Origin of the sequence: Massilia phyllostachyos (assembly GCF_021044825.1) — a bacterium.
GTDB lineage: Bacteria > Pseudomonadota > Gammaproteobacteria > Burkholderiales > Burkholderiaceae_D > Telluria > Telluria phyllostachyos.
The window spans coordinates 229,921-255,673 of sequence record NZ_JAJNOC010000001.1; the positions used below are offsets into that span (position 1 = coordinate 229,921).

The 25,753-nt window shown below is 67.0% G+C and carries 27 protein-coding genes; 10 read left to right on the plus strand and 17 right to left on the minus strand.

Features of this window, described 5'->3' with window-relative positions:
• The first annotated feature begins 78 nt into the window (after positions 1-78).
• The 3 genes from dnaJ (at position 79) to LQ564_RS00935 (ending at position 2,353) form a co-directional block, all read left to right on the plus strand.
• Complete coding sequence (gene dnaJ, locus LQ564_RS00925; RefSeq protein WP_231056216.1) at positions 79-1,209, plus strand: molecular chaperone DnaJ; 1,131 nt, start codon at positions 79-81, stop codon at positions 1,207-1,209.
• Positions 1,210-1,311: 102 nt separating this feature from the next.
• Positions 1,312-2,007 (plus strand): carbonate dehydratase, encoded by a 696-nt coding sequence (can, locus tag LQ564_RS00930; RefSeq protein ID WP_231056217.1) that lies wholly within the window; start codon positions 1,312-1,314, stop codon positions 2,005-2,007.
• Positions 1,985-2,353 carry a nucleotide pyrophosphohydrolase gene (locus LQ564_RS00935; RefSeq protein ID WP_231056218.1) on the plus strand — a complete coding sequence of 123 codons (369 nt, stop codon included), beginning with the start codon at positions 1,985-1,987 and terminating at the stop codon, positions 2,351-2,353. Before can ends, LQ564_RS00935 begins: the two co-directional genes overlap by 23 nt.
• Positions 2,354-2,355: 2 nt before the next feature.
• Here the strand turns inward: LQ564_RS00935 and LQ564_RS00940 are convergent, their stop codons facing one another.
• From LQ564_RS00940 to LQ564_RS00955, 4 genes are all read right to left on the minus strand, one after another.
• Positions 2,356-3,963: a methyl-accepting chemotaxis protein gene (locus tag LQ564_RS00940; RefSeq protein ID WP_231056219.1), complete on the minus strand. Its 1,608-nt coding sequence runs from the start codon at positions 3,961-3,963 to the stop codon at positions 2,356-2,358.
• Between the two features lie 160 nt (positions 3,964-4,123).
• Positions 4,124-4,387: a hypothetical protein gene (locus LQ564_RS00945; RefSeq protein WP_231056220.1), complete on the minus strand. Its 264-nt coding sequence runs from the start codon at positions 4,385-4,387 to the stop codon at positions 4,124-4,126.
• Between the two features lie 124 nt (positions 4,388-4,511).
• Positions 4,512-5,966, minus strand: a complete 1,455-nt coding sequence (gabD, locus tag LQ564_RS00950) for an NADP-dependent succinate-semialdehyde dehydrogenase (RefSeq protein ID WP_231056221.1) — start codon at positions 5,964-5,966, stop codon at positions 4,512-4,514.
• Between the two features lie 84 nt (positions 5,967-6,050).
• Positions 6,051-6,692: a beta/gamma crystallin-related protein gene (locus tag LQ564_RS00955; protein WP_231056222.1), complete on the minus strand. Its 642-nt coding sequence runs from the start codon at positions 6,690-6,692 to the stop codon at positions 6,051-6,053.
• Positions 6,693-7,063: 371 nt separating this feature from the next.
• Between LQ564_RS00955 and LQ564_RS00960 the strand changes: the two genes are divergently transcribed.
• The 3 genes from LQ564_RS00960 (at position 7,064) to LQ564_RS00970 (ending at position 10,828) form a co-directional block, all read left to right on the plus strand.
• Entirely contained in the window at positions 7,064-7,846 is a 783-nt protein-coding gene (locus LQ564_RS00960; RefSeq protein ID WP_231056223.1) for a gamma-glutamyl-gamma-aminobutyrate hydrolase family protein, read from the plus strand.
• Positions 7,847-7,991: 145 nt separating this feature from the next.
• Positions 7,992-9,362, plus strand: a complete 1,371-nt coding sequence (locus LQ564_RS00965; RefSeq protein ID WP_231056224.1) for a glutamine synthetase family protein — start codon at positions 7,992-7,994, stop codon at positions 9,360-9,362.
• 32 nt (positions 9,363-9,394) lie between these two features.
• Positions 9,395-10,828 carry an aspartate aminotransferase family protein gene (locus LQ564_RS00970; RefSeq protein ID WP_231056225.1) on the plus strand — a complete coding sequence of 478 codons (1,434 nt, stop codon included), beginning with the start codon at positions 9,395-9,397 and terminating at the stop codon, positions 10,826-10,828.
• 165 nt (positions 10,829-10,993) lie between these two features.
• Here LQ564_RS00970 and LQ564_RS00975 read toward each other — a convergent pair whose 3' ends face one another.
• Complete coding sequence (locus LQ564_RS00975) at positions 10,994-12,457, minus strand: high affinity choline transporter 1 (protein WP_231056226.1); 1,464 nt, start codon at positions 12,455-12,457, stop codon at positions 10,994-10,996.
• 164 nt (positions 12,458-12,621) lie between these two features.
• On the opposite strand from LQ564_RS00975, the gene LQ564_RS00980 reads away from it, so the two are divergent.
• Positions 12,622-13,467 (plus strand): hypothetical protein, encoded by an 846-nt coding sequence (locus LQ564_RS00980; RefSeq protein WP_231056227.1) that lies wholly within the window; start codon positions 12,622-12,624, stop codon positions 13,465-13,467.
• Here the strand turns inward: LQ564_RS00980 and LQ564_RS00985 are convergent.
• The 10 genes from LQ564_RS00985 to soxR form a co-directional block, all read right to left on the minus strand.
• Positions 13,464-13,781, minus strand: coding sequence for a hypothetical protein (locus LQ564_RS00985; protein WP_231056228.1), 318 nt, complete (start codon positions 13,779-13,781; stop codon positions 13,464-13,466). The genes LQ564_RS00980 and LQ564_RS00985 overlap by 4 nt on opposite strands.
• A 196-nt stretch (positions 13,782-13,977) precedes the next feature.
• The gene (locus LQ564_RS00990; protein WP_231056229.1) at positions 13,978-15,363 is read right to left on the minus strand and encodes a sensor histidine kinase; all 1,386 of its coding nucleotides are present in this window, start codon (positions 15,361-15,363) and stop codon (positions 13,978-13,980) included.
• Positions 15,360-16,025 (minus strand): response regulator, encoded by a 666-nt coding sequence (locus tag LQ564_RS00995; RefSeq protein ID WP_231056230.1) that lies wholly within the window; start codon positions 16,023-16,025, stop codon positions 15,360-15,362. The genes LQ564_RS00990 and LQ564_RS00995 overlap by 4 nt, the downstream gene beginning before the upstream one ends.
• A gap of 15 nt (positions 16,026-16,040) precedes the next feature.
• Positions 16,041-16,682, minus strand: a complete 642-nt coding sequence (locus tag LQ564_RS01000; RefSeq protein WP_231056231.1) for a tetratricopeptide repeat protein — start codon at positions 16,680-16,682, stop codon at positions 16,041-16,043.
• 10 nt (positions 16,683-16,692) lie between these two features.
• Complete coding sequence (locus tag LQ564_RS01005) at positions 16,693-17,481, minus strand: SDR family oxidoreductase (protein ID WP_231056232.1); 789 nt, start codon at positions 17,479-17,481, stop codon at positions 16,693-16,695.
• Positions 17,481-18,155 (minus strand): iron-containing redox enzyme family protein, encoded by a 675-nt coding sequence (locus tag LQ564_RS01010; protein WP_231056233.1) that lies wholly within the window; start codon positions 18,153-18,155, stop codon positions 17,481-17,483. Before LQ564_RS01010 ends, LQ564_RS01005 begins: the two co-directional genes overlap by 1 nt.
• Entirely contained in the window at positions 18,152-19,645 is a 1,494-nt protein-coding gene (locus tag LQ564_RS01015; protein ID WP_231056234.1) for an AMP-binding protein, read from the minus strand. The genes LQ564_RS01010 and LQ564_RS01015 overlap by 4 nt, the downstream gene beginning before the upstream one ends.
• Positions 19,623-20,243, minus strand: coding sequence for a thermostable hemolysin (locus LQ564_RS01020; RefSeq protein WP_231056235.1), 621 nt, complete (start codon positions 20,241-20,243; stop codon positions 19,623-19,625). Before LQ564_RS01020 ends, LQ564_RS01015 begins: the two co-directional genes overlap by 23 nt.
• A gap of 79 nt (positions 20,244-20,322) precedes the next feature.
• The gene (locus LQ564_RS01025) at positions 20,323-20,982 is read right to left on the minus strand and encodes a glutathione S-transferase family protein (RefSeq protein WP_231056236.1); all 660 of its coding nucleotides are present in this window, start codon (positions 20,980-20,982) and stop codon (positions 20,323-20,325) included.
• 30 nt (positions 20,983-21,012) lie between these two features.
• The gene (soxR, locus tag LQ564_RS01030; protein WP_231056237.1) at positions 21,013-21,465 is read right to left on the minus strand and encodes a redox-sensitive transcriptional activator SoxR; all 453 of its coding nucleotides are present in this window, start codon (positions 21,463-21,465) and stop codon (positions 21,013-21,015) included.
• Between the two features lie 75 nt (positions 21,466-21,540).
• On the opposite strand from soxR, the gene LQ564_RS01035 reads away from it, so the two are divergent.
• The 3 genes from LQ564_RS01035 to LQ564_RS01045 all read left to right on the plus strand — a co-directional run bounded on the left by LQ564_RS01035 (position 21,541) and on the right by LQ564_RS01045 (position 23,779).
• Complete coding sequence (locus LQ564_RS01035; protein WP_231056238.1) at positions 21,541-21,993, plus strand: ester cyclase; 453 nt, start codon at positions 21,541-21,543, stop codon at positions 21,991-21,993.
• A gap of 173 nt (positions 21,994-22,166) precedes the next feature.
• Positions 22,167-22,430, plus strand: coding sequence for a helix-turn-helix domain-containing protein (locus tag LQ564_RS01040; protein WP_231056239.1), 264 nt, complete (start codon positions 22,167-22,169; stop codon positions 22,428-22,430).
• Between the two features lie 2 nt (positions 22,431-22,432).
• Positions 22,433-23,779, plus strand: coding sequence for a type II toxin-antitoxin system HipA family toxin (locus LQ564_RS01045; protein WP_231056240.1), 1,347 nt, complete (start codon positions 22,433-22,435; stop codon positions 23,777-23,779).
• Between the two features lie 71 nt (positions 23,780-23,850).
• Here LQ564_RS01045 and LQ564_RS01050 read toward each other — a convergent pair whose 3' ends face one another.
• Both LQ564_RS01050 and LQ564_RS01055 read right to left on the minus strand, forming a co-directional pair.
• A complete protein-coding gene (locus LQ564_RS01050) occupies positions 23,851-24,591 on the minus strand; it encodes a LytR/AlgR family response regulator transcription factor (RefSeq protein WP_231056241.1) in 741 nt (246 codons plus the stop codon).
• Entirely contained in the window at positions 24,588-25,709 is a 1,122-nt protein-coding gene (locus LQ564_RS01055; RefSeq protein WP_231056242.1) for a sensor histidine kinase, read from the minus strand. Before LQ564_RS01055 ends, LQ564_RS01050 begins: the two co-directional genes overlap by 4 nt.
• Between the last annotated feature and the right edge of the window lie 44 nt (positions 25,710-25,753).

Genomic DNA, 25,753 nt, shown 5'->3' on the forward strand with positions numbered 1-25,753 from the left:
CTGCGAACGAATGGTTCCCCGGCTCGGTTTTTTTGCATAAGACCGTTTCACAGAATTTAAACAAGCAAGGTGCCGCCAATGGCAAAGCGTGATTTTTACGAGATCCTCGGGGTCGCGAAGAATGCGTCGGAAGACGACATCAAGAAGTCGTACCGCAAGCTCGCGATGAAGTACCACCCCGACCGCAACCCGGACAACAAGGAAGCGGAGGAGAAGTTCAAGGAGGTCAAGGAAGCCTACGAGATGCTGACCAATCCGGAGAAGCGCGAGGCCTATGACCGCTACGGTCATGCCGGCGTCGATCCGAACATGGGCGGCGGCGGAGGCTTCGGCGGCGGCGCCGGCGGTTTCGGCGACGCCTTCGGCGACATCTTCGGCGACATCTTCGGCGGCGGCCGCGGCGGACGCAACGCCGGCCCGCAGGTCTACCGCGGCGCCGACCTGCGCTACAACCTCGAGATCACGCTGGAACAGGCGGCCAACGGCTACGAGACCACCATCCGCGTGCCGAGCTGGGACAAGTGCGACACCTGCCACGGCAGCGGCGCCAAGCCAGGCACGCAACCGGTCACCTGCACCACCTGCGCCGGCCATGGCCAGGTGCGCATGCAGCAGGGCTTCTTCAGCATCCAGCAGACCTGCCCGAAGTGCCATGGCAGCGGCAAGATCATCCCGGAACCGTGCGCGGCCTGCGGCGGCGCCGGACGCATCAAGCGCAACAAGACGCTGGAAGTGAAGATCCCGGCCGGCATCGACAACGGCATGCGCATCCGCTCGACCGGCAACGGCGAGCCGGGCACGAACGGCGGACCGTCGGGCGACCTGTATGTGGAAATCCACATCAAGCCGCACGCCGTATTCCAGCGCGAAGGCGACGACCTGCACTGCGAGATGCCGATCTCGTTCGCCAAGGCCGCGCTGGGCGGCGAAATCGAGGTGCCTACGCTCACCGGCAAGGTCTCGTTCACGGTGCCCGAAGGCACCCAGACCGGCAAGACTTTCCGTCTCAAGGGCAAGGGCATCAAGGGCGTCCGCTCGGGTTATACCGGCGACCTGTTCTGCCACGTGGTGGTCGAGACCCCGGTCAAGCTGACCGACAAGCAGAAAGACCTGCTGCGCGAGTTCGACCGCTCGACCAACGAGGGTGGCGCGAAGCATAGCCCGCAGAGCAAAGGGTGGATGGACAAGGTCAAGGACTTCTTCGAATAAGAAGCCGATCGAGGAACCGCCGACGGCAAATGCCCTCGGCGGTTTTTTTTCGTCCGGCTGGTATACTTTGCCTATTCAGTACGCATCACACAGGGAGAAAAATTGGATAACAAGACAACGGGCGTCACCGCCGAAGACCTTTTCGCTCGCAACCGCAAATGGGCCGCCTCCATGGTGGCCGAAGACCCGAACTTCTTCAAAGCGCTGTCGGAACAGCAGGCGCCGGAATACCTGTGGATCGGCTGCTCGGACAGCCGCGTGCCCGCGAATGAATTGCTGGGCATGGCGCCGGGCGAACTGTTCGTGCACCGGAACATCGCCAACGTGATCGCCCACTCCGACCTGAACGCCCTCTCCGTGCTGCAGTTCGCGATCGACGTCCTGAAGGTCAAGCACATTATCCTGTGCGGCCACTACGGCTGCTCGGGCGTGGGCGCCGCGCTGACCGGCGCCCGCGTGGGCCTGGCCGACAACTGGCTGGGACACGTCCGCGACGTCCGCGACAAGCACGGTAAATACCTCGGCAACGTGGTCGGCCGCCAGGCCGTCAACCGCCTGGTCGAACTGAACGTGGCCGAGCAGGTGATCAACGTGGCGCAAACGACCATCGTGCGCGACGCCTGGGAACGCGGCCAGCCGCTGACCATCCACAGCTGGGTCTACGGCGTGCACGACGGCTTGCTGCGCGACCTCGGCATCACGGTCAGCTCGTTTGAAGAGATCGCGCCGAAGCAGGCGCGCGTGCTGGAAGGCTACCTCGACGGCGACAAGGTCCGTGACGAACGCCGCGGACAGTGACTTGAACCGCCTGCGCGCGCTCGTGCGCACGTTCGTGGACGAGCGCGACTGGGACCAGTTCCACACGCCGAAGAACCTGGCCTCGGCCCTGACCGTGGAGGCGGCCGAGTTGCTGGAGCACTTCCAGTGGCTGCAGCATGGCGGCCCTGAAGAACTGGGCGACGCCAAGCTGCGTGAGGTGCGCCACGAGATGGCCGACGTGCTGGTCTACCTGGTGCGCCTGGCCGACAAGCTCGATGTCGACCTGTTCGCCGCGGTGGAAGAGAAGATGGTGCTCAACCGCGCCAAGTACCCGGCCGAGCAGGTGCGCGGCGACTCGCGCAAGTACTACGAGTACAAGAAGTAGCTTCAGGCCAGCGCCAGGGCGCGGACCTCGGAGGTTTCCTGCCGCCAGCCGCCGCGTCCCTGCGCCGTCCCCTCCAGCCGGAACACGCTGACCGCTTCCGCCAGCCGCGCCGACTGCTCCTGCAGCGACTGCGCCGCGGCTGCCGCTTCTTCCACCAGCGCCGCGTTCTGCTGCGTCACGGTGTCCATCTCGGCAACCGCGCCGTTGATCTGCTCGATCCCGGTTTCCTGTTCGCGGCTGGCCATGGTGATCTCGCCCATGATGTCGGTCACGCGCGCCACGCTGCGCACGATCTCGTCCATCGTCGCGCCGGCCTGCTCGACCTGGCGGCTGCCCGCGCCGACGTTCGCCACCGAGGCGTCGATCAGGCCCTTGATCTCCTTGGCCGCATTGGCCGAGCGCTGCGCCAGGGTGCGCACTTCGGAGGCCACCACGGCGAAGCCGCGGCCCTGTTCGCCGGCGCGCGCCGCCTCCACCGCCGCGTTCAGCGCCAGGATGTTGGTCTGGAAGGCGATGCTGTCGATCACGCCGATGATGTCGACGATCTTGTCCGCCGATGCGCGGATCGCGCCCATGGTCGTGGTCACGCCCGCGATCACCTCGCCGCCGCGCTCGGCCACGTGGGAGGCCTGCAGCGCCAGCTGGTTGGCCTGGCGCGCGTTCTCGGCGTTCTGGCGCACGGTGCTGGTCAGTTCCTCCATCGACGATGCGGTTTCCTCGAGCGAGCCGGCCTGCTGCTCGGTGCGGCTCGAGAGATCGAGGTTGCCGGTGGCGATCTCGCTTGACGCGGTGGCGATGGTCTCGGCGCCGCCGCGCACCTCGCCGACGATGGCGCGCAGGCTGGCGTTCATGTCGCGCAGGGCGCCCAGCAGCTGGCCGGTCTCGTCCTTCGATTCGGCCGCGATGACGCTGCTCAGGTCACCGGCGGCGACGGTGCGCGCCACCTCGACCGCACGGCGCAGCGGACGGGTGATCGAGCGCGTCACCAGCACGGTCGAGGCGCAAGCGATCAGCAGGGCCACCGTGCACAGCACGCCCAGCAGCAGCTGGCCTCGATGGCTCTCGGCGGCGATCGCGGCTTCCATCTTGCCGGCCTGCTCGCGCTCGTGTCCGGCCAGGGCGGCCAGGCCCGTGTCGTAGGCGCCGAGGGCGGTGGCCAGGCGCGCCTTGCCGTCCGCGATCGCGGCCGCGTCGCCGGCGGCATCGGCCGCCAGCAAGGCCTTGCGCACCTCGCTGTACTGCGCGCGCGTGGCCAGGATAGTCGCCAGCAGCGTCTTGCCGGCGTTGCTGGTCACGGTCCGGTCCAATTCCTTCATGATGACCGAAATGCGCTCGCTGGTCTGGCGCATGCCGGCTTCCGCCGCGCTGCGCTCGGCCGCATCTTCGGTGGCCAGCGCCAGCGCAGTGCGGTTCGCGTTCAGCACGATCGCGCTGCGCCATTCGGTCACCAGGCGCTCCTTCGGAATGGCGTCGTGCAGGATGCGCTGGCTCGCGGCATCGAAGTCGCGCAGCAGCCAGGCGCCGGCGCCGGTGAGCAGGATCATCAGGACCAGCAGCAGGCCATAGCTCGCGCCGAGGCGGGCGCCGATGCGCAGGTTGGATACGTTCATCTTCTTGTTCTTCCCAGTGAGGTACACGATGCTTCATGCGCTACGGTTGGTAGCGCGAAAGCGTTAACTAGCCGGGAAAAATTGTAGAAGGATTTTCAATGCGATTGAAAGAAATATATTAACCTGTGGAAACTGAACAACGACACCGTGGTCTCAATCCTCAACTGTCCAACTGGGCGATCGCCGGCTCCGGCCCGAGTTTCGGCTGGCCTTCGACGTAGCGCGACCTGGCCTGCGCCGCCGTCTCGATGCTGCGCACCATGTCGCGGATCGTCTTCGTGATCCATTCCTCGGGCGTGCCGACCAGGCGGCTGGCGAGGATCTGGTACATCTCGACCGTGGTGTTCTTCTGCGCGAGGTAGCTGTTGGTGCTGCCACAGGCGGCGAGCAGGGCCAGCGGGAAGAGAAAGGCGAGCTTGTTCATGGTGTCCCTTTCGTGGAGCGGTTCGAATGGGACGGATTGTAGGAAGCGACGCCGCCGGCGCACAGGTCTGCTGCGACCGGCGCGCCGAATCGCGGAATGGATGCGGCGTTTCGGGGAATGGGACTTACATTCCGCCCAGGCAGATGTACTTCAGGACCAGGTAGTCGTCCATCCCGTACTTCGACCCTTCGCGTCCCATGCCCGACTGCTTGACGCCGCCGAAGGGCCCGACCTCGTTCGAGATCAGGCCCGTGTTCACGCCCACGATGCCGCTCTCGATCCGCTCCGCCACGCGCCACACGCGGCCGACGTCGCGCGCATAGAAATAGGAAGCGAGGCCGAATTCGCTTGCGTTGGCCAATGCCTCCACTTCGTCCTCGGTCTTGAAGCGGAACAGCGGCGCCACCGGGCCGAAGGTCTCTTCGTCCGACAGGCGCATGGCCGGCGTCACGTCGAGCAGGATGGTCGGTTCGAAGAAGGTATGGCCGAGCGGATGGCGCTTGCCGCCGACCAGCACGCGGGCGCCCTTGGACAGGGCGTCCTCGATATGCTGCTCGACCTTCTCGACCGCCTTATCCTCGATCAGCGGGCCTTGCGTCACGCCCGGATCGACGCCGTTGCCGACCTTGAGCTTGCCCACGGCGGCGGCGAGCTTTTCCGCGAATGCATCGTAGACGCCATCCTGCACATAGATGCGGTTCGCGCAGACGCAGGTCTGTCCCATGTTGCGGTACTTCGAGGCGATGGCGCCTTCGACCGCCGCGTCGAGGTCGGCGTCGTCGAAGACGATGAAGGGCGCGTTGCCGCCCAGTTCCAGCGACAGCTTCTTGAGCGTCGGCGCGCACTGCGCCATCAGCTGGCGCCCGACCTGGGTGGAGCCGGTGAAGCTCAGCTTGCGCACCGTCGGGTTGGCGCACAGCTCGCCGCCGATGGCCCCGGAATCGCCGGTCACCACCGAGAACACGCCCGGCGGCACCCCGGCGCGCGCGCCCAGTTCGGCCATCGCCAGGGCCGAGAAGGGCGTCAGCCCGGCCGGTTTCAGCACGATCGGGCAGCCCGCGGCCAGCGCCGGGGCGACCTTGCGGGTGATCATCGCGGCCGGGAAGTTCCAGGGCGTGATGGCGGCGCACACGCCGATCGGCTCCTTGGTCACCAGGATGCGCAGATTGGGGGCGGGCGGCTCCAGCACGTCGCCCTCGATGCGCTTGGCCTGTTCGGCGAACCATTCGAAGAAGGAGGCGGCGTAGCCCACTTCGCCTTTGGATTCGGCGAGCGGCTTGCCCTGCTCGAGCGTCATCAGGAGCGCCAGGTCGTCGGCGTTTTCCATCATGAGCTCGTACCAGCGGCGCAGGACGGCGGCGCGCTCCTTGGCGGTCTTGCGGCGCCATGCGGGCCAGGCCTTGTCGGCGGCTTCGATCGCGCGGCGAGTTTCCTGCGCACCCATGTGCGGCACGGTGCCGAGGGTCTCGCCGGTGGCGGGATTGGTGACGGTGATGGTCGAGGCGTCGAAGGCATCAAGCCATTCGCCGCCGATGAAGGCCTGCTGGCGCAGCAGGCCGGGGTCGTTCAGTGTCGGCATGGCCGTGGTCTCCAGGGCTGTGTCGGGACAGCCATGGTAGACGTTTTCGCGCCGCGGGGGCGGACGGTCGGGAACGGGCCGGTGTCAGCGTACCCTGCGCACCGACGACACCATGCCGTCCAGGCCGCGCGGGAGCGAATGGCGGCCCGGCCCGTAGACGGCACAGCGCCCGCGGTAGTCGTCGTGCTCGCAGACTTGCCATTCGCCTTCGCGCACGATCATCGAACCCGCGCGGTCGTTGAAATTGCGTGAACGCAGGGACTGCACATCGCTTCCCAGCATCACGCCTTCACCGCTGAAATGGCGGTCGGCGAACAGCTCGACCGGTGGACCGCGCCGGTCGTCGTCCCTGGGCCCACGCCGTCCCCAGCCGCCATCGTCATGGCGCGGGTCGCGGTCCCGGTAGCCATCGCGTCCGCGTCCGCGCTCCAGTTCGCGTACCGACGACGCCTGGTCGTTGAAGCCGTCGAACATCCGGTATTCGCCCGGCCCCAGCACGATGCAGCGGCCGCCGAAATCCTTGTGCTCGCAGATTTCCCAAGTGCCCGAACGAACGATGGCCGACGACGCGCGGTCGTTGAACCCGATCCTGTCCAGGTTCGTGACCGGTTCACGCAGCATCAAGGGACGGCCGCGGTAGTCCGCATCCGTGAACAGCGAGATCTCGCCGGCGGCAGCGTGGTTGATCGATGCCAGCAAGGCGAGGGCGGCGAGCAGGGGTTTCATCGTTTCTCCATGAAATGCAGCGCGGGCACGACGCGCACCCGCTTGTCCTTACATAACGCAATTCCTCTGCAGCCGGTGCACTCGGCAGCTGTAACAGATTGCTACTGCATGACCATCCGATGGGATGAAAGAAAATTTCATCGAAGGCAGCCTCTTGAAATAATATTTCACGAATTGGCGATGTCTTAGCGTGTTGGCATGCTTCTCGAGTTACCGTTAAGCTTTTGCTATGAACACTAGGCAGATCAGCAGAACGCAAGCACCTTCTAGCGCCACATTGTTTTGGCGCAGTTGATCTGAGTCATAGGCCACTCGCGCCCGGACCAGAATGCTCTATCATGGTTTCGTGCGCTTCACGACAAGGTAGAGACATGCGCCCCATCGTCATCGTCCCCGCATGCACGCGTGATTTCGGCGAACATCCATATCACGCTGCCCAGCACAAGTACGTCGACGCCGTCGTCCTCGGCGCCGACTGTGCTCCCATGATCCTGCCCTCGCTGGGCGCTTCGCTCGACCTGGAAACCATGCTGTCCCTGTGCGACGGCATCATGCTGACCGGTTCGGCTTCGAACGTGCACCCGAGCTACTACTCCGAAGAAGTGCTCGACCCCAGCCTGCCGCAAGATCCGGCGCGCGACCAGACCACGCTGCCGCTGATCCGCGAAGCCGTGAAGCGCGGCATCCCGATCATCGCGATCTGCCGCGGCTTCCAGGAAATGAACGTGGCCCTCGGCGGTAGCCTGCACCAGGCGGTGCAGACCGTGGCCGGCAAGTTCGACCACCGCGAGAACCCCGAGCTCGGCATGGACGAGCAGTACGGCGACGCCCACAACGTGACGCTCACCCCGGGCGGCTGCCTGGAGCGCATGCTGGGCCAGTCCGAGATTCCCGTGAACTCGCTGCACGGCCAGGGCATCAATGAACTCGCGCCGGGAATGGTCGTCGAAGCAGTAGCGGAAGATGGGCTGGTCGAGGCGTTCTCGGTATCCACCGCGCCCGGCTTCACCCTGGCGGTGCAGTGGCACCCCGAGTGGCGCATCCAGCACAACCCCTATTCGATGAAGATGTTCGGCGCCTTCGGCAATGCCTGCCGCGAATACCAGGCGCAGAAGCTCGCCGCGATGCGCGAGCAACGACGGAGTTCCGCATGACCTTGTATGACCACCAGACGGCCGGCCTCTTGTGGGCTACCAGCGCCGTCCCCTAGCTTCCCTGCCTGACGCGAATGGCGCACCCGGCTGACGCCGGCGCGTGCGCGAGGTATCCGTAAAAGACAGACAGAGAAAAGGCAATATCATGGCAATCCGCGACAATTTTTCCTACACCGACATGGAGGAGTGGCTCAACGCGAAACGGGTCACCGAAATCGAATGCCTGGTGCCCGACCTGACCGGCGTGGCCCGCGGCAAGATCCTCCCCCGCATCAAGTTCACCGAAGACCGCGGCATGCGCATCCCCGAAGTGGTGCTGGGCATGACCGTCACCGGCAACACGCCGGAACGCGACGACTCCTACAACCGCGCCATCGCGGCCACCGACCGCGACATGATCCTGAAGGCCGACCCCACCACCATCACCATGGTGCCCTGGGCTGTCGACCCCACCGCGCAAGTCATCCACGACTGCTACTTCGCCGACGGCGAACTGGTCGACTTCGCCCCGCGCAGCGTGCTGCGCCGCGTGCTCAAGCTCTACGCCAAGCGCGGCTGGAAGCCGGTGGTGGCGCCCGAGCTCGAGTTCTACCTGACCGCGAAGAACATCGACCCCAACCTGCCGCTCTCGTCTCCGGTCGGCCGCAGCGGGCGCGCCGAGACCAGCCGCCAGGTCTACAGCATCGACGCGGTGAACGAATTCGACCCGCTGTTCGAGGACATCTACGACTACTGCGAGATGATGAACCTCGACGTCGACACCCTGATCCACGAGATCGGTGCCGGCCAGATGGAGATCAACTTCCTGCACGGCGACCCGCTGGGCCTGGCCGACAAGGTCTTCTACTTCAAGCGCACGCTGCGCGAAGCGGCCCTCAAGCACGAGATGTACGCGACCTTCATGGCCAAGCCGATGGCCGACGAGCCGGGGTCGGCGATGCACGTGCACCAGAGCGTGGTCGATGCGAACACGGGAAACAACATCTTCAGCAACCCGGACGGCAGTGCCTCGCCCACCTTCCGCCACTACATCGGCGGCCTGCAGCGCTACATGCCCTCCGCGATGGCGATCATCGCGCCCTACGTGAACTCCTACCGCCGCATCGTGCGCCACTCGGCCGCGCCGATCAACCTGCAGTGGGGCCAGGACAACCGCACGGTCGGCTTCCGCGTGCCGGTGTCGGGCGCCCAGGACCGGCGCGTGGAAAACCGCGTGATCGGCGCCGACGCCAATCCCTACCTGGCACTGGCGGTAACGCTGGCCTGCGGCTACCTCGGCATGACCGAACAGGTCGAGCCGAGCGCGATGGTGGAAGACAGCGCCTACAACATGCCGGTCGAGCTGCCGCAGGGATTGTCCGAGGCGATCACGCTGCTGCGCCGCGAAGACCGCTTGCGCGATGTCCTGGGCGAGCGATTCATCGACGTGTACTCTGCGGTGAAGGACCTCGAGCACCAGGAGTTCATGCGCGTCATCAGTCCGTGGGAGCGGGAACACCTGCTGCTCCACGTGTGATCGATTGGGTCCATTGAACATGGGAGCCAATCATGACCACCAATTCGCTGGTCTCCTCGCTGCGGATCGCAGCGCCGGAGACTTATGACACGCAAGAGCTGCAGCGGCTGGATGCCGCACACTACCTGCACCCTTTCACCGACCACGCCGCGCTGAGGGAACGGGGCGCGCGCGTGATCGTGCGCGCCGACGACGTCTACCTGTGGGACTCGGACGGCAAGAAGATCATCGACGGCATGGCCGGCCTGTGGTGCGTGAACGCCGGCTACGGCCGCGCCAGCATCGCCGACGCGGTCCACGCCCAGCTGCTGCAGCTGCCCTTCTATAACAGCTTCTTCAACACCACCAACGTCCCGGCCGTGAAGCTGGCCGCACTGCTGGCCGAGCTCTCTCCGACAGGCTTCCAGCACGTCTTCTTTACCGGCAGCGGCTCGGAAGCCAACGACACCATCGTCCGCATGGTGCGGCGCTACTGGCAGCTGGCCGGCAAGCCGGAGCGCGAGGTCATCATCAGCCGCCGCAACGCCTACCACGGCAGCACGCTGGCGGGGGCGTCACTCGGCGGCATGGCGGGCATGCACGCGCAGGGCGGCTTGCCGCTTCCCGGCTTCGATCACATCGGCCAGCCCAACTACGCCGAGGACGGGCGCGGCATGAGCGAGGCAGCGTTCGGGCTGCATGCAGCCGGCTGGCTGGAAGAGAAGATCCTCGAAGTCGGTCCCGAAAAAATCGCCGCCTTCATCGGCGAGCCGGTGCAGGGCGCGGGCGGCGTCATCATCCCGCCCGCCACCTACTGGCCAGAGATCCAGCGCATCTGCCGCAAGTACGACATCCTGCTGGTGTCGGACGAAGTGATCTGCGGCTTCGGCCGCCTCGGGGCCTGGTTCGGCTGCCAGCTGATGGGCTTCGAGCCGGACCTGATCGCGTTTGCGAAAGGGGTCACCTCGGGCTACGTGCCGCTGGGCGGGGTGCTGGTCGGCGCGCGGGTGGCGCACACCCTGATCGAGAAGGGCGGCGACTTCAACCACGGCTTCACCTATTCCGGCCATCCGGCCGCCTGCGCCGCGGCGCTGGAGAACATCCGCATCCTGCAGGCCGAGCGGCTGGTGGAGCGGGTGGCGCTCGAGACCGGGCCGCATCTGAAGGCGCGGTTTTCCGCATTGACGGCGCATCCGCTGGTCGGGCACGCCGAGACCTGCGGCCTGGCGGCGGGGCTGAACCTGGTGCGGCGCAAGGGGGCGTCGGTGCATGATTGCGAAGCGTTTCCGGCGCTGCAGGCGGTGGGGATGCTGTGCCGGAAGCATATGTTCGACAATGGCGTGATCATGCGCGCGGTGGGGGACCGGATGATCGTGGCGCCGCCCTTGTCGATGACGGTGGGGCAGATCGATGAGATGGTGGAGCGGATTGGGGTTTGCCTGGATTCGACGCTGGAGGAGGTGGTTCGGCGCGGGTGGTACGCGTAGAGCTTGGGTTCCGGCCTGCGCCGGAACGACGTTCAACTGCTAACGCAAGAATAGTCCGCAGCGGTCTCGGTCTTCTTCGCTAGCTGAAAAACCGTCGTACGCGCCACTGGCGCCTACGACTTCCGGCGAAGGCCGGAACCCAATTTCACGCAGAGCAGCGAGAACTCAAGCACTCGCCCCCGCAATATGCTTCGCCGGCTCACTCCGATTCTGGAACACCTGCGGCGCCAGCGACCCCGCGAACATGCCAACGAAGGCCGCTAGCAACCCCGCCAGCTGCCCCGGAAACGCCTCGCCCCACGTGGTCAGCTGCGGAAAGAACAGCACCCACACGAAGATCCCCGCCCCGATCGACAGGATCGCGCCCTGGGTCGTCGCCCGCTTCCAGTACAAGCCCATCACCAGCGGCACGAAGGCGCCGACCAGGGTCACCTGGTAAGCACTCGACACCAGCTCATAAATCGAGGTCCCTTCCATCGCGATCGCATACATCAGCACCAGCGCCGCGAAGATCACGATGGTGAGACGCATCGCGAACAGCTGCTGGCGGTCCGTCATCCCCGGACGCAGGTTCTTGAGGATGTTCTCGACGAAGCTGGTCGACGGCGCCAGCAGGGTCGCCGAGGAGGTGCTCTTGATCGCCGACAGCAGCGCCCCGAAGAACAGGATCTGCATGATCAAGGGCATCTTGGTCATGATGAAGGTCGGCAGCAGGCGCTGGTAGTCGTTCTTCGCGATCTCCATCGCCGAGTCGCCCATCACCACCACGGCCGCGGCCACGATGAACATCGGCACGAAGGCGAACAGGATGTAGCTGGCGCCGCCGATCACGGCGCCGGTGCGCGCGGTCGGCGCGTCCTTGGCCGACATCACGCGCTGGAACACGTCCTGCTGCGGGATCGAGCCGAACATCATGGTGATCGCCGCGCCGAAGAAGAACACGATGTCGGTGAAGCTCGGCTCCGGCAGCACGCGCCACAGGTCGGCCTGCTGCGCCATCGCCAGCACCTTGTCCGGGCCGCCGGCCAGGTCGGCGGCGAAGAAGGCGATGATGGCCATGCCGACCACCAGCACGATCATCTGGATGAAGTCGGTAATGGCGACGGCCAGGAAGCCGCCCACCACCACGTAGATCAGCACGGCCAGCGTGCCGATGATCATGCCGGTGGCCGGCGCCATCGCGCCATTGGTCAGCACCGTGAACACCAGGCCCAGCGCCGTGATCTGCGCCGCCACCCAGCCCAGGTAGCTCAGGATGATGGCCACCGAGCAGAACACCTCGATGCCCTTGCCGTAGCGCTGGCGGTAGTAGTCGCCGATCGTCAGCAAATTCAGCTTATATAGTTTGGTGGCGAAGAACAGGCCGACCAGGATCAGGCACATGCCGGCGCCGAAGGGGTCTTCGATGATCGCGTTCAGGCCGCCCTGCACGAACTTGGCCGGCACGCCCATCACGGTCTCGGCGCCGAACCAGGTGGCGAAGGTCGTGGTGATCACCATGATCAAGGGCAGGCTGCGGCCGGCCACGGCGAAGTCGGTGGTGTTCTTGATGCGCGAGCCGGCCCAGACGCCGATACCCAGCGTGCCGAGCAGGTAAAGCGCGACGAAAACGATCAACGTGGTGTTCATGCGGTGGCGGCTCCGGACAGGAAAATTATCGGGCGGAAAATCCGCGATTATAAAGGCAGATTCCGGCAGCAGGATCAACTTTGCGCGGTTTTGGACGCGAGTGTTGCTCTGCAGGGTAGAAAAGCAAATAATGTTCTCTTAACAATAGCTGATGGGGCTGGCGGATGGTGAGGAACGAAGCGTGGCACGACGAAATCGCCTGCGAGGGTGGGCCGGTGATGGTGGCGAACCTGGCCGATTTCATGCAGTGGCGGGGTTCTGAAGCGCTCCCTGCGTCGATGGCGACCGAACTGCATTACTGGTCCCCCTTCACGGGCGAGCTGCCCGAGGCCTGGCAGCCCAACGGGCCCAGCGGACACCAGTACCTGGCTTGCAGCGATCCGGCCGGCCGGCGCGCGGCGCTGATGGACTGGATCGTGGCGCGCTGGCCCGGCGCCGCGGTCGAGCGTGGCGACGGGCGCTGGACCGCCGTGCGTCCGGATGGGAAGAAGCTGCAGGCCGAACTGTCCCCCGACAGCGAATACGACCGCGCGATCCGCGACCTCGGCCAGGAGGGCATCCATCGCTTCGGGCAGGACGCCAGCGCCTATTTGTGGAGCGCCGCTCCCGGCCATGTCCGCATCGAGGTCGCCGCGTCGCGCAGCCTGGTGCTGCTCGCGCAAATCGAGTATGCCGACGGCGACGACGATGTCGCGCAGGCTTGGCGCCACGTGTCCGCAGCGGCTGCGCCGGTTGCCGGGGCGGGGCTGCGCTACCGGATCGACCCTGGCCCGGCCGTGCTGGCGTGGGCGCCGAACAGTGCGGGCGACGCCACCCGGCCGCTCGCCGCCATCGACGCGGGGCCCGGCCAGCCGGGCGTCCTGCTGGACCTCGCGCTTCCCGCCAGCGGCGTCTTGGTGTGGCTGGAGCCGGGCATCTACGCGTCCAGCCTGCACTACCACGAGGCCGACCGCTGGGCCGTTTCGTGGTGCAGGCTGGAACGGGTGCGGGACCCGCAGCTCGACGCCTAGTAGATCGTGGCGGGCGACCGTGTATCGACCGTGACGACCGCTTCCGGCGTCACGGTGGCGATGACCGTGTCGCCCGAACCGGCTGCGATATAGGTGTCGATCCTGAGCCGGCGATTGGCCCCGAAGCGCAGCTCGACGTGCGAATCGCCTTCCGGCTCGACCTCCACGGAGGTGACGACGCCGGGCATCAGGTCGCCGATCTGGTATGAGCGCCCCGAGACCTGCACGGTCACGGCGTGCATCGTCTCAGCGCTGACGTTGGTCAGGATGACCTTGGCCGGCTTCGGCAGCACCCCTTTGACAATGAGGAACACCAGTGCCGCGCAGACGAGGAACAACAGGTTCCTGCGCCACGATCGCGGCGCGCGGGGCGGCGCCGCCGGGCGCATCGCGCCCGTCATGGCCGGGCGTGCCGGGCGGGCGCGCGCCGGGAACAGCGGGGAGGGTAGACGGCGAGGCACATGGACAGCTCCTGACAAACGAATCCGGCAAGTCTACAACAGCCGGCGTTCAGACCAGCCCCAGCCCGACCTCCACCACCGTGCCCTGGCCGTCCGCCTTCGGCCTGATCGCGATGGTCCCGCCGTGCTGGTCGACGATCTCCTTGACGATGGCGAGCCCAAGACCGAAGCCGTCGCGGGTCGTGCCCTGCAGGCGGTAGTAGGGGGTGAACAGGCGCGCCACCTGCTGCGCCGGGATCGGGGCGCCGTCGTTCGAGACCGTCAGCAGCGCGCGGTTGCCCTGTCGCGCCAGCGTCACCTGGACGTCGCCGTGCGGCGTGCCGTGGACAGAGGCGTTATCGATCAGGTTCTGCAGCATGCGCCGCAGCTGGATGCCATTGCCGCGCACCCGGCAATCCTCGAGCGCCTCCAGCCCGATGCTCTGTCCGCGCCGGTCGATCAGCGGTTCGGTGGCGCCGATCACCTCGCAGCAGACTTCCAGCAGTGACAGCGTTTCCTGCGGCGCGGCATCGCCGCCGGAGCTGAGGCGGCTGAATGTCAGCAATTGCTCGGCCAGGCGGCTGGTGCGACGCGCGCCTGCCAGCGCCGACTCGATCGATCGGCAGCGCTGGGACTCGTCGGCGGCGCGCTGGGCGTTCTCCAGGTGCAGCTGGACCGCCGCGATCGGGGTGCGAATCTCGTGGGCGGCGGCGTCCAGGAAGCGCTGTTCGCGTTCCATGGCGGCGCGGGTGCGGTCCATCAGTTCGTTCAGTTCCGTCACGATCGGCATCAGCTCGACCGGCGCGACCGGCAGCGCGATCGGGTCGAGCGACTCCGGCTTGCGCGCGGCGATCAGGTCGGCCAGCTTCGACAGCGGCCGCAGGCCGCGCAGGATCAGGAAGTTGATCAGCGCCAGCAGCAACAGGCCGCCCAGCGCCAGCGGCGCCAGGATCGACATGCCGATGCCTTCGGCCAGCTCGCCGCGCACCTCTTCCTTCTCGGCCGTCATGATCCAGACGTTCCCGGAGCGCAGCACGAAGACTTCCCAGGTGACGCCGCCGATGACCTGCTCGGAAAAGCCGGGCTGCGGCGGCGCCAGCGCATGCATGGGCGCCGCCGCCGACTTCACCAGCAGGCGTCCGTCGCGCCATGCCTGGAAGGCGATCTTGGTTTCGTAGCGGTGGCCGAACACTTCAGGGAGATCGCTGGTGCTGGTTTCCAGCTCGCGCGGCAGCGTGATCACGATCGGGCTGCTGACCGTGGCCGAGGCAAGCTGATGCGCCGTCAACGCCTCCAGCACCCGCGCCGACGTCGCCAGGCGGGCGCTGAACAACTCGGTCGACTCGTGGCGCGCCACCCAGTGCGCGCCGAAGCCGATGCCGGCGAAGATCAGCAGGATGCCGGCCAGGCTGGCCAGCACCAGGCGCCGCCGCCCCGAGTACAGGCGCGGGCTCATGCGGCCAGGTCGCCGATGCGGTAGCCGACCCCGCGCACGGTCTTGACCACGCCGGGCGCCAGCTTGCGCCGCAGGTGGTGAACGTAGACGTCGATGGTGTTGCTCTCGCTGCCTTCGCCCCAGCCGTACAGCGATTCCTCGAGCTGGGCGCGGTTGAACACGCGCTGCGGGTTCTCGGCCATCTGCTTGAGCAGCATGAATTCCAGCCGGTTCAGTTCCACCGGCGCGCCGTGCCAGTTCACGCTCAGGCTGTCCAGGTTCAGGCTCAGGGGACCGAGCTGGAGCTGGTTGACCTGGCGCCCGCTGCGGCGCCGCGCCAGCACGCGCAGGCGCGCCAGCAGCTCGTCGAGTTCGAAAGGCTTGATCAGGTAGTCGTCGGCGCCCAGGTCGAGGCCGGCGATACGGTCGCGGGTGGCGTCGCGCGCCGACAGGATCAGCACCGGGATCGGGTTGGTGGCCGCGCGCAAGGCCTTGAGCACCGCGATGCCGTCCATGCCCGGCAGCCCGAGGTCGAGCACCATCAGCTCGAAATCGTTGTGCGCCAGCGCCGACAGGGCGGCTTCGCCGGTCGCCACGTGCTCGACCGTGTACTGGGCGCGGCGCAGCGCCAGCTGCAGGCCGCTGCTCAGCAGTTCATCGTCTTCAACCAGCAGAATCCTCAATGCTTGCTCCCCTGCTTATTTTCGCTTGGCCGCGATCTGTTCCAGCAGCTTGCCGATCTCGCCGCGCCGGCCTTCGTCGGCCAGCTTGCGGCCCGGGCGTGCCGGCGCCTGCAGCGCCTTGCGCAGCGCGCGTTCGGCGCCGTCGACGTCGCCCTTGCGCAACAGGTAGTCGCCATAGAAGAAGTTCGGGTCGATGCCGTCCGGGTTGATCGCCAGGCCGCGCCTGAGGTTCTCGAGCGCCTTCTTGTCGTCGCCGAAGCCGATCGGCCAGCCCGGCACCTGATAATACAACGAGCCGAGGCTGGTGTAGGCCGAGCCGGACAGCGCGTTTGAATCGAGCGTGATCGCCTGCTCCAGGTTCTTCTTCGCGTTCTTCACGTGCGACAGCGCGCCCAGGCCGCCCTTGGCGCCGGCATAGCTCGATTCGATGATCGCGTACCAGATCAGGACGTCGGCACTGTTCGGGTGCTGGGCGGCCACCTGGCGCGCCTGTTCGGTCAGGCGTTCGAAGCCCGCCTCCTGCTGGGCGGCCGGGACCTGGTACTTGACCTGTTCCCAGGCGCCCTGCAGGCGCGCGACCTCGTCGGGCACTGCGGCAGCCGCCGACAGCGCAACGGCGGCCATCAGGCCGGCCAGGAATCGGGTAAAGAAAGTCATGACGGTCTCCTTATGTCGGAAGGTGCTTGCGGATCACCGCGAGCTGTTTGCGGATGGCGCCGTCCGGGAGGCCGGGCAGCAGCTTGTTGACCAGCACGAAGAAGCGCTCCTGGCCGCCCAGGGTACGCTGCCAGGCGCGCGTGCCGAGGAAGTCCATGAAGGCGGCGGCCACCGCCTCGGGGCTGTCCTCCGCAGTGCGCAGCTCGCGGTTCATGGCGTCCACCGCAGTGCTGTTGATCGGGGTGCGGGTGGCGCGCGGCGCGAAGTGGCGCACCGCGACGCTGGTGTCGGACAGCTCGCGCCGCAGCGCCTGCGAGAAGCCGGCCAGGCCGGCCTTGCTGGCGCCGTAGGCGGCGAAGCCGGGAAAGCCGAGCATGCCGAACACCGAGCCGATGTTGACGATCTGCGCCGCCTGCGCTTCCTTCAGCAGCGGGATCAGGCGGCGCGTCAGCAGCATCGGCGCCAGCAGGTTGGTGTCGAGCATGGCGCGGATCTGCGCCGGCGACTGGGTCTCGAAGGCGTGGAAGTCGCTGACGCCGGCATTGTTGACCAGCAGGTCGATGCCGCCGGCGGCGCGCGCCGCCGCCTCGATCTCCACCAGGGTGCGGTCGTCGAGCAGGTCGCCGCAGACGATCCGGCACGGCACGCCCAGGCCCGCGGCCAGCGCCGCGAGCGGCTCGGCGCGGCGTCCGACCAGCACCAGCGCCGCGGCCCGCGGCGCCAGCGCGCGCGCGATGGCCGCGCCGATGCCGCCGCCGGCGCCGGTGATCACGGCGCGATAGCCCTGCGCGGCGGCCATCAGGCGGCGTCCCCGAACAGGGCGTCGCCGCGCGGCAGGCTGCGGAACACGTTGCCGTACAGGCCGTACATCATGCGCGCCATATGGGTCACGGCCTCGCGGTCGCGCTGCTCGTCGAGGCGGTTCACCAGGGCTTCGAAGAAGGCTACATGCTCCAGGTCCAGGCTGCCGTGCGAACTGAGGTAGCTGAACGCTTCCGGCGGCAGGCCGAGCGCGCCGCGCATGGTGTCGGCGGCGTGGGTGGCGAGCGCGGTGCTGGTCCCTTCCAGCACGTGCACCATGCCGAAGAAGGCCACCGGGTTATGGCGGTCGACCTGGTGGTAGGCGTACGCCACCATCAGTTCGGTGCTGGGGTGCGGGCGCGAGCGGCGCACCGCCTCGGCGTCGCCGCCGCAGGCCGCGATGTCGTTCAGGATCCATTCCTGGTGGCCGATCTCTTCCTCGATGTAGTCGGCGATCGACTGGCGCAGCCACTCGCGGCGCTCGTCCAGGCGGCTGCCGCAGGCCATCATCAGGGGCACGGTATGCTTGACGTGATGATAGGCCTGGCTCAGGAACGCGATGTACTGCGGCGTGGTCACGTTGCCCTGCAGGGCGTCCTGGATGATGGGGATGGAAAACAGCTGCTGCCGTTCCTGCTCGGTGTCTGCCTTGAGCTGGTCGAAAAAGGTCACGATGCGTGCTCCGTCTGGTCGAAAAGGGTGGCGATGCGGTCCGCGTACTGCTGCTGGATGAGCGGACGGCGCGGGCGGCCGTTGGCGGTGGCCAGGCCGTTGGCCGGGGTGAAGGGGGCGGCCGGCGCCCAGCGCCGCACCTGCGCGTAGTCCGGCAGTTCGCGGTTGGCCAGGTCGACCGCCTGTTGCAGCTGGGCCGCGGTGAGGTCGGCGCGCGCCGGCACCAGGAGCGCGCCGAGCCAGGGCTGGCCCTCGCCCACCACCAGCGCCTGCGCCACCAGGCCGGTGCCGAGCAGCGCCGACTCCGGCCACTCGGGCGACACGTTGCGGCCATAGCCGGTGATCAGGATGTCCTTCTTGCGGCCATCGATATGCAGGTAGCCGTCCTGGTCGAGGTGGCCGAGGTCGCCGGTGGCGAGCCAGCCGCCGCCCGCGCGCGGCTGCCCGAGGTAGTGGGCGGCGGGGCAGCGCACCTCGATCTCGCCGTCCTGGGCGATGCGCAGCGCGCGGTGCGCCAGCGGGCGGCCGACGCTGCCGTCGCGCAGCGCGCCCGGCAGGTTCAGCGCCACCACCGAGCAGCACTCGGACAGGCCGTAGCCCTCGAACACCGGGATGCCGCGCTCGCGCGCGGTGGCCAGGATGCGCGCCGGCGTGCGCGCGCCGCCGACGGCGACGAAGCGCAGGCTGGCCAGGCGCGGGTCGCCCGGCGCGGCGGCGGCCACCAGGGCGGCCAGCATCTGCGGCAGCAGGATCACGCTGCCGGCCTGGTAGCGCGCGATCGCATCCAGGCAGCGCTGCGGATCGAAGCCGCTGGCGCCGCTCAGGCCGACCTCGGCCAGCGGCGGGCAGATCGTGGTGGCGCCGCTCAGCAGGGCGGTGTAGGGGCCGGCGATGTTTTCCAGCAGGACCGCGAAGGGCAGCAGGCACAGGTGGCGTTCGATGCCCAGCGCGCCGAGTCCCTGGTGCAGGGCGCGCGCCACCTCCCATTGCTGGGCGCTGCCGAGGCATACGCCTTTCGGGGCCGCCGTGGTCCCGGAGGTGAAGGTGATCTTCTGCACGCCGTCCAGTTCCGCCGCAACGGCGGTGGAGGCGGCTGCGGGGCGCTGGCACAGCACCAGCGGGCCGCCGCAATCGATCAGCTCCGTGAAGCCGAGGGCGGCGCCCTGGAGCGGGTCGGCGCAGAACAGGGCCTGGGCGCCGCTGGCCTGGATCACGTGCTGCCACTGGGCCGGCGTGAAGAACAGCGGCAGCGGCACCAGGGTCAGGCCGGCGCGCTGGGTGGCCAGGTCGACCGCCAGCCATTCCGGGCTGTTGTCGGCCAGGATCGCGACCGGCGCGCCCGGCCGGCTGCGCAGCGCCAGCGCGGTGCGCAGGCGGGCGATGCGCTCGTCCAGCGCTGCGTGATCGAGATCGTGGACGCCGTCGGACAGCAGGGCGCGGCCGGCGGGGAAACGGTCGAAGGGGATGTCAGGAAAGCTGGTCGTGGCCATAGGAGATGTCGCCGAACATGACGTGGGGGTGGGTGTGGTAATAGCTGCCCCAGTGGCGCCCGCCGTCGGGCAGGCGCGCCGGGTCGGCCGGCGCCAGCAGCTGCGGCTGGAGGCGCAGGCGGCCGAAGGAATTCAGCAGGCTCGGGGTGGCGGTGAAGGCGACCCAGCGCAGGCCGAGGTTGTACAACAGGTGGGTGGTGCGCACGATCAGGGCGCGCGCCGCGCCGGCGTGGGCGGCGGCCAGGTTGCCGACTTCGACGATGCCGGCGCGTTCGACGGCCTGCCCGGTGCGCGCGGCGATTTCCTGCTCCAGCGGCGCGTCCAGGTACTGCTCGAGGAAGGTCGGACCACAGGCCGCCAGCGTGTAGCCGAGCGCCGCGATCCATTCGCCGCCGGCGCCGCGGATGCCGATCAGGGTGTCGCTGAAGTGCTCCAGGCGGGCGCCGTAGGTGGCGAGGAAGGTGGCGGCGATGAAGGCTTCGAGGCCGGCGCGCCGGCTGTCGCCGCGCGGCACGGTCTCGATGCGATGCTCGGGGCGCGCCGCGCCGCGCGCTGCCGGCGGGAGCAGGGTGTGTGCATCAGCGAAAACAGAGGACATGAACTTCTTCCAAATTTGTTGCGTTGGAAGAAGCCTATGGAAGCTGGATTAATCACAGATTAAACGCTCAGGCGTGCGCTCAGTCATGCTGGGGGGCACCCAGCGGGAACAGATTCCGGTAAGGTCGCGCTTCGTCGACCGCGCGGGCGAACGACGGCCGGGCCAGCAGGCGTGCGCGGTAGGCGGCCAGGCGTGGATATTTTTCTGAAATACGGTGCACCCAGTCTGCGTAGAACAGCGAAGGCGCGGCCGCGCAGTCGGCCAGCGTGAAGTCTTCGCCCACGGCCCAGGTTTTATCAGCCAGCTGCGACTCCAGCCAGCCATAGGCGCGCTCGAGCAGCTGCGCGGACCGCGCCAGCGCCTCTTCGCGCTTGATTGCATCGCCCGGGAGCGCGCCCGCCACGGCCGCCTGCATCGGCGCCATCACGTGGAGGTCGAAGAAGCGGTCGAGGAAGCGCACGTCGAGCGCCGCCATCGGATCGTCCGGCAACAGGCGAACCGGTCCCGGATGGGCAAGCTCCAGGTATTCGATGATGATGCTGGTCTCGACCAGGCGGCGTTGGCCGTCCGTCAGCATCGGGAATTTCGCGAGCGGCCAGTGCGCCAGCCATTCGTTCACGTGCTGCGGCGTGTCGGGGCCGAGGCTGCGGAAGTCGAAGGGGATATCGTTCTCGTACAGGGCGACGAGCAGCTTTTGCGTGTAGGACGAAAAGGGATGACCGTGGACGACGAGGGGCATTGCGGCTCCCGGCTGGCGAATCTGGCAAGTCTACAGCAGTTGCGCCCCGCTACCTTGATCGGCCAGTTCATCGAGAGGATTGCGCAGCTTGCAGGCCTTGATCGACAGGCAGCCGCAGCCGATGCAGCCATCGAGCTGGTCGCGCAGCCGGGTGAGCTGGGTGATGCGCTCGTCGAGCTCCGCCCGCCACAGGCGCGACATGCGGGCCCAGTCGGCGGCGGTGGGCGTGCGCTCGTCCGGCAGCGCGGCCAGCGCGGCGCTGATCGAGGCCAGCGAGATGCCGATGCGCTGCGCCACCTTGATCACCGCAACCCGGCGCAGGACGTCGCGGCCGTAGCGGCGCTGGCCGCCGCTGCTCCTCACGCTGCGGATCAAGCCCTTCGATTCGTAGAAGTGCAGGGCCGAGACGGCCACGCCGCTGCGCTGCGCGAGTTCGCCCACCGTCAGCGGCCGCGCCAGGTCGGCCGGATCGATCTTCGCCATGATGTTCCTCTTGACCTCAAGTTAACTTGAGGTTTTACACTCGCCTTCATCGATTGGCAAGTCCTGGAGGAAGTGGTGAACAATGGCCTGAGTACCGTCGCATGCAACAAGCAGCTGGTTCGCACCCTGTACGAGGAATGCATCAATGCGCGGCGGCTGGATCGGATCGAAGAACTGGTCGCGCCGGATTTCCTTGGCCCGCGCGGCGAACGCGGTCCACGCGAATTCCGCGCCACCATCGAGACCGTGCTGACCGGCTTTCCCGGCGTGCGCTTCCAGCTGCACGACCTGTTCGGCGAAGGCGACCGCGTGGCGCTGCGCTGGACCTTCCACGCCAACCACGGCGGCTGGTTCATCGGCCTGCCGCCCAGCAGCAACCGGGTGACGCAGGAAGGCCACGTCATCTACCAGATCCGCGACGGCCTGATCGTGCGCGCCTGGCTGCAGGCGGACCGGCTGGGCGTGCTGCAGCAGATCGGTGCGGTGCCGCGTTCCTTTGCTGACAGCAGGGCGCAGCGGCCTCTGTGAACGCCTGCCTTGTGTAGGCATTTCGCTGACCTGGAAAAATCGACGATTACCTGTTAGTCAGGGTCTGCCATTATCCGAATATCGGATAAATAAGTTTTATCCGACATTCGAATATATTGACTTTATCTGAAAATCAGATAAAGTGATGTTATCTGAATAACGGATATTTTCTCATGTCTTTCGCATCCAGCCACCACGCACTCTCGACGGCATCACACCTCGGGCAGCTCCTCAAGACTACGCGTAAACGGCACAAAATCACGCAAGCTGTGGTGGCAGGCTATGTCGGGATCAGCCAGAACCGCCTTTCACACCTGGAGAATCACCCCGAGGAAATCAGCGTCAAGCAGCTGCTCAGCTGGTGCGCGGCACTGGAGCTGGAGCTCAAACTCGGCGAGCGGGAAACGTCGGCAGCCAGCAGCTCGGCGGAGTGGTGATCGTGGGACGTCGCTCGCACAGCCAAACCCTCAATCTCTGGGCCAATGGAGAGTATGTCGGCCGCTGGACGGTCAACGCCGCTGGAAACTCGGAGCTGCAGTACGATGCCGGCTGGTGCGCCTCGGCGCGCGGGCGTCCTATCTCGCTGTCGCTACCCTTCAACCTGCACAATGAGCCGCTAAAGGGAGCCCGTGTCTCCCATTACTTCGAAGGCCTCTTGCCCGACAGCGATTCAATTCGCAGACGGGTTGCGGCCCGGTTCAAGACGGGCTCCATCGACGCGTTCGACCTGCTGGCCGCCATCGGCCGGGACTGCGTTGGCGCCCTGCAGCTGCTGCCGGATGGCGCGCAGCCGGAGAGCCTTGACCACGTGGACGGCACTGTCGTCGATGACGAAGCCATCGAGCGCCACCTGCTGGATGTGGTGAACCCAGACCAGCGCGGCGGCCCGCAGGACCCGGATGACGACTTCCGGATTTCCCTGGCGGGCGCGCAAGAAAAGGACGCATTCCTGTGGTGGGACGGCAAATGGATGAAGCCGCGCGGAGCGACGCCGACGACGCATATCTTCAAGCTTCCAATCGGGCTGGTCGGCGGTCGCAAAGCTGACTTCTCGACCTCGGTCGACAACGAGTGGCTCTGCCTGCGACTGTTCAAGGAATTCGGCTTGCCGACGGCGAACGCCGAGATTGCTGCCTTCGGCAAGCAGCGTGTCCTCGTCGTCGAGCGCTTCGACCGGGTGCGCGCGGCCAATGGCCGGCATCTGTTCCGGCTCGTCCAGGAAGATTTCTGCCAGGCCACCGGCGTGTCGCCTCTGGTGAAGTACGAGAATGAAGGCGGCCCGGGCCTGAAGCAAATTTTCACTTTGGTCCAGCAGTCGCAGCAGGCCAAAGAGGACATGCGCACGCTGATGGCGTCGCAGTTGCTGTTCTGGATGATGCGCGCGCCGGACGGCCACGCCAAGAACTTCAGTATCCAGCTGCTGGCCGGAACTGGCCGCTTCAAGCTGACACCCATTTACGATGTGATGTCGGCCTATCCCGTCATGGGCCCGGGCCCCAACCAGTGGTCGGAATACGACGTCAAAATGGCGATGGCCCTCCTCGGCAAGAACCGCCACTACCTGGCGCGTGACATCCAACGGCGGCACTTCAACAGCACCGCGAGAAAGGTCGGTTACGGTGATAACGCGGAGCCGCTGATCCAGGAGTTCATCGCCCGCACGACGGACGTCGTGGAGAAGGTCCGCAGCGAGCTTCCGGATGGCTTCTCAGCCGCAGTGGCGGACAAGGTCCTGGATGGCGTGCTGGCCGCGGCGCACGCGCTGGAAGCAATGCCGCCAAGTTAAGAACATTTGGCCGACCCTGGCTCAAGCAGCTCAGCGCGCTCTGCTCCTTGCGTCTGTTCCGAACGCCAGATTCAGATCGCCATATCCCGCAACACCTTCGACGCATCCCGGTTCGCCCCCAGCACCGTCCCATCGCGCATGTGGATCTGCAGCTGCGACTGTTCGTCCGCGCGCATCGACTCGACGAAGTCGAGGTTGACCAGGGCCGAGCGGTGGATGCGCACGAAGCGCGCTGGGTCGAGCTGGGCTTCGAGTTCCGAGATGCCGATGCGAACCAGGAAGCTTTGCCCGCGCGCCGCGATCACCGTGTACTTGGAATCAGCCTTCATGTATTCGATCTCGCCGATCGACAGCGGAAAGATGCGCCCACGGTCGCGCACCAGGATGCGTTCCAGGCGCGCCGGCGCCTGCGCTGCCTGGGTGAGCGCACTCTCGACGGTCTCGCGCGCATGCACGGGACCTTCGAGCAGCCGCTCCACCGCCTGCGTGAAGCGCGCCCCGGTGAAGGGTTTCAAGAGGTAGTCCACCGCATGCAGCTCGAACGCCGTCACCGCGTACTGGTCGTAGGCGGTGGTGAAGACGATCCTGGGAAGGTAGTCGAGCCGGCGCAGCACCTCCAGGCCCGTCATCTCCGGCATCTGGATGTCCATGAACACGACCTCGGGCCGCAGCTGGGTGATGCGGGCCAGCGCGCTGGCGCCGTCGGCCGCTTCGCCGATCAGGCGCAGGCCGGGATGGGCATAGATGGCGTCGCGCAGCACGTCGCGCGCCAGCGGTTCGTCCTCGGCGAAGAAAGCGGTGGTCGATGTCATGCGGCGAGCTCCTCGCGGACGGCTGGAATGGTGACGGAGACACAGAAACCCGCGCCCGGCGCGCTCTGCACGCGCATGGCGGCGCGGCTGCCGTAGTCGAGCTGCAGGCGCCGTTCGACGGTGCGCAGGCCGAGGCCGGGCGAGGCGGCGATGGTGGCCGGGTCGGCGCCGGGGCCGGTATCGCGCACCGTCATGGTCAAGACGCCGGTGGTGGCGTCGCGCCGGGTACGGATCTGCAGCACGCCGGGACGGCTGTGCGGATTGAAGGCGTGCTTGATGCTGTTCTCCACCAGCGGCTGCAGCGACAGCGCCGGCAGCGAATGGTCGCCCGCGTCCGCGTCCAGGTCCCACTCGACGTGCAGGCGCTCGCCCAGGCGCAGCTGTTCCAGCTCCAGGTAGTCGCGCACGAAATCGAGTTCGGCGTCCAGCGTTACGCGGTCGCTGCCGGTGCGCTCGGTGTCGAGCACATAGCGCAGCATGTCGGAAAACTGGAACAGCGCCGTCTCGGCCGCCGCCGGATTGCGCTGGGTGAGGGCGATGATCGAGTGCAGGGTGTTGAACAGGAAATGCGGATTGAGCTTGTTGCGCAGCGCGCTCAGTTCGGACGCGATCACCAGGTTCTGCGCGTCCTTCATCGCCAGCGCCTGGCGGTGCGCCTTTTCGCCCGCGCGGATCAGGTGAAAGATGCCGGCGCCGAGCAGGTAGGTCATGACGTGGTAGAGCAGCGGCCAGACATACCAGTTGATGGACCGGTTGACGGGGAACAGCACCCAGAACGTCCCCTGCGCGAGCAGCGCGAAGGCGATGGCCGCGACGACGTGGATGCCGAGGACCCTGAGCAGGCCGTACTCCTTGCGCTCGAGGATGCCGGTCAGCGGCCATGCCAGCGACAGCAGCAGGGCGGAAGGCAGCAGGCCGGCGAAGGTGACCACGCCGCGCATGAGGTCGAAGTGGCCTTCGGCCAGCTTGTCCAGCTGGTCGGCAAAGGACAGGAACAGCGCGTAGGCCAGCCAGGCCAGGATGTAGATGCGCCACATCAGGCTGAAGCGGGCTGGTTTGGAGGGTGAAGGGCTCATGTCGGTAGTGTCGCGCAGGGGGACGCCGGGCGCGAGCCGCATGCCGCGAATTGCGGGATCCGGTGCACGGAATGCGGCCCGGCGGC

Bases quoted from the DNA above. Each gene is read 5' to 3' on its own strand.
- LQ564_RS01020 (WP_231056235.1), bottom strand. From the start codon at position 20,243: ATGTCCTCTGTTTTCGCTGATGCACACACCCTGCTCCCGCCGGCAGCG.
- LQ564_RS00965 (WP_231056224.1), top strand. From the start codon at position 7,992: ATGGCAATCCGCGACAATTTTTCCTACACCGACATGGAGGAGTGGCTC.
- LQ564_RS00945 (WP_231056220.1), bottom strand. From the start codon at position 4,387: ATGAACAAGCTCGCCTTTCTCTTCCCGCTGGCCCTGCTCGCCGCCTGT.
- LQ564_RS00980 (WP_231056227.1), top strand. From the start codon at position 12,622: ATGGTGAGGAACGAAGCGTGGCACGACGAAATCGCCTGCGAGGGTGGG.
- LQ564_RS00975 (WP_231056226.1), bottom strand. From the start codon at position 12,457: ATGAACACCACGTTGATCGTTTTCGTCGCGCTTTACCTGCTCGGCACG.
- LQ564_RS00955 (WP_231056222.1), bottom strand. From the start codon at position 6,692: ATGAAACCCCTGCTCGCCGCCCTCGCCTTGCTGGCATCGATCAACCAC.
- LQ564_RS01040 (WP_231056239.1), top strand. From the start codon at position 22,167: ATGTCTTTCGCATCCAGCCACCACGCACTCTCGACGGCATCACACCTC.
- LQ564_RS00940 (WP_231056219.1), bottom strand. From the start codon at position 3,963: ATGAACGTATCCAACCTGCGCATCGGCGCCCGCCTCGGCGCGAGCTAT.
- LQ564_RS01015 (WP_231056234.1), bottom strand. From the start codon at position 19,645: ATGGCCACGACCAGCTTTCCTGACATCCCCTTCGACCGTTTCCCCGCC.
- LQ564_RS00970 (WP_231056225.1), top strand. From the start codon at position 9,395: ATGACCACCAATTCGCTGGTCTCCTCGCTGCGGATCGCAGCGCCGGAG.
- LQ564_RS01000 (WP_231056231.1), bottom strand. From the start codon at position 16,682: ATGACTTTCTTTACCCGATTCCTGGCCGGCCTGATGGCCGCCGTTGCG.
- soxR (WP_231056237.1), bottom strand. From the start codon at position 21,465: ATGGCGAAGATCGATCCGGCCGACCTGGCGCGGCCGCTGACGGTGGGC.
- LQ564_RS00990 (WP_231056229.1), bottom strand. From the start codon at position 15,363: ATGAGCCCGCGCCTGTACTCGGGGCGGCGGCGCCTGGTGCTGGCCAGC.
- LQ564_RS01025 (WP_231056236.1), bottom strand. From the start codon at position 20,982: ATGCCCCTCGTCGTCCACGGTCATCCCTTTTCGTCCTACACGCAAAAG.
- LQ564_RS01050 (WP_231056241.1), bottom strand. From the start codon at position 24,591: ATGACATCGACCACCGCTTTCTTCGCCGAGGACGAACCGCTGGCGCGC.
- LQ564_RS00960 (WP_231056223.1), top strand. From the start codon at position 7,064: ATGCGCCCCATCGTCATCGTCCCCGCATGCACGCGTGATTTCGGCGAA.
- LQ564_RS01005 (WP_231056232.1), bottom strand. From the start codon at position 17,481: ATGGCCGCCGCGCAGGGCTATCGCGCCGTGATCACCGGCGCCGGCGGC.
- LQ564_RS01055 (WP_231056242.1), bottom strand. From the start codon at position 25,709: ATGCGGCTCGCGCCCGGCGTCCCCCTGCGCGACACTACCGACATGAGC.
- gabD (WP_231056221.1), bottom strand. From the start codon at position 5,966: ATGCCGACACTGAACGACCCCGGCCTGCTGCGCCAGCAGGCCTTCATC.
- dnaJ (WP_231056216.1), top strand. From the start codon at position 79: ATGGCAAAGCGTGATTTTTACGAGATCCTCGGGGTCGCGAAGAATGCG.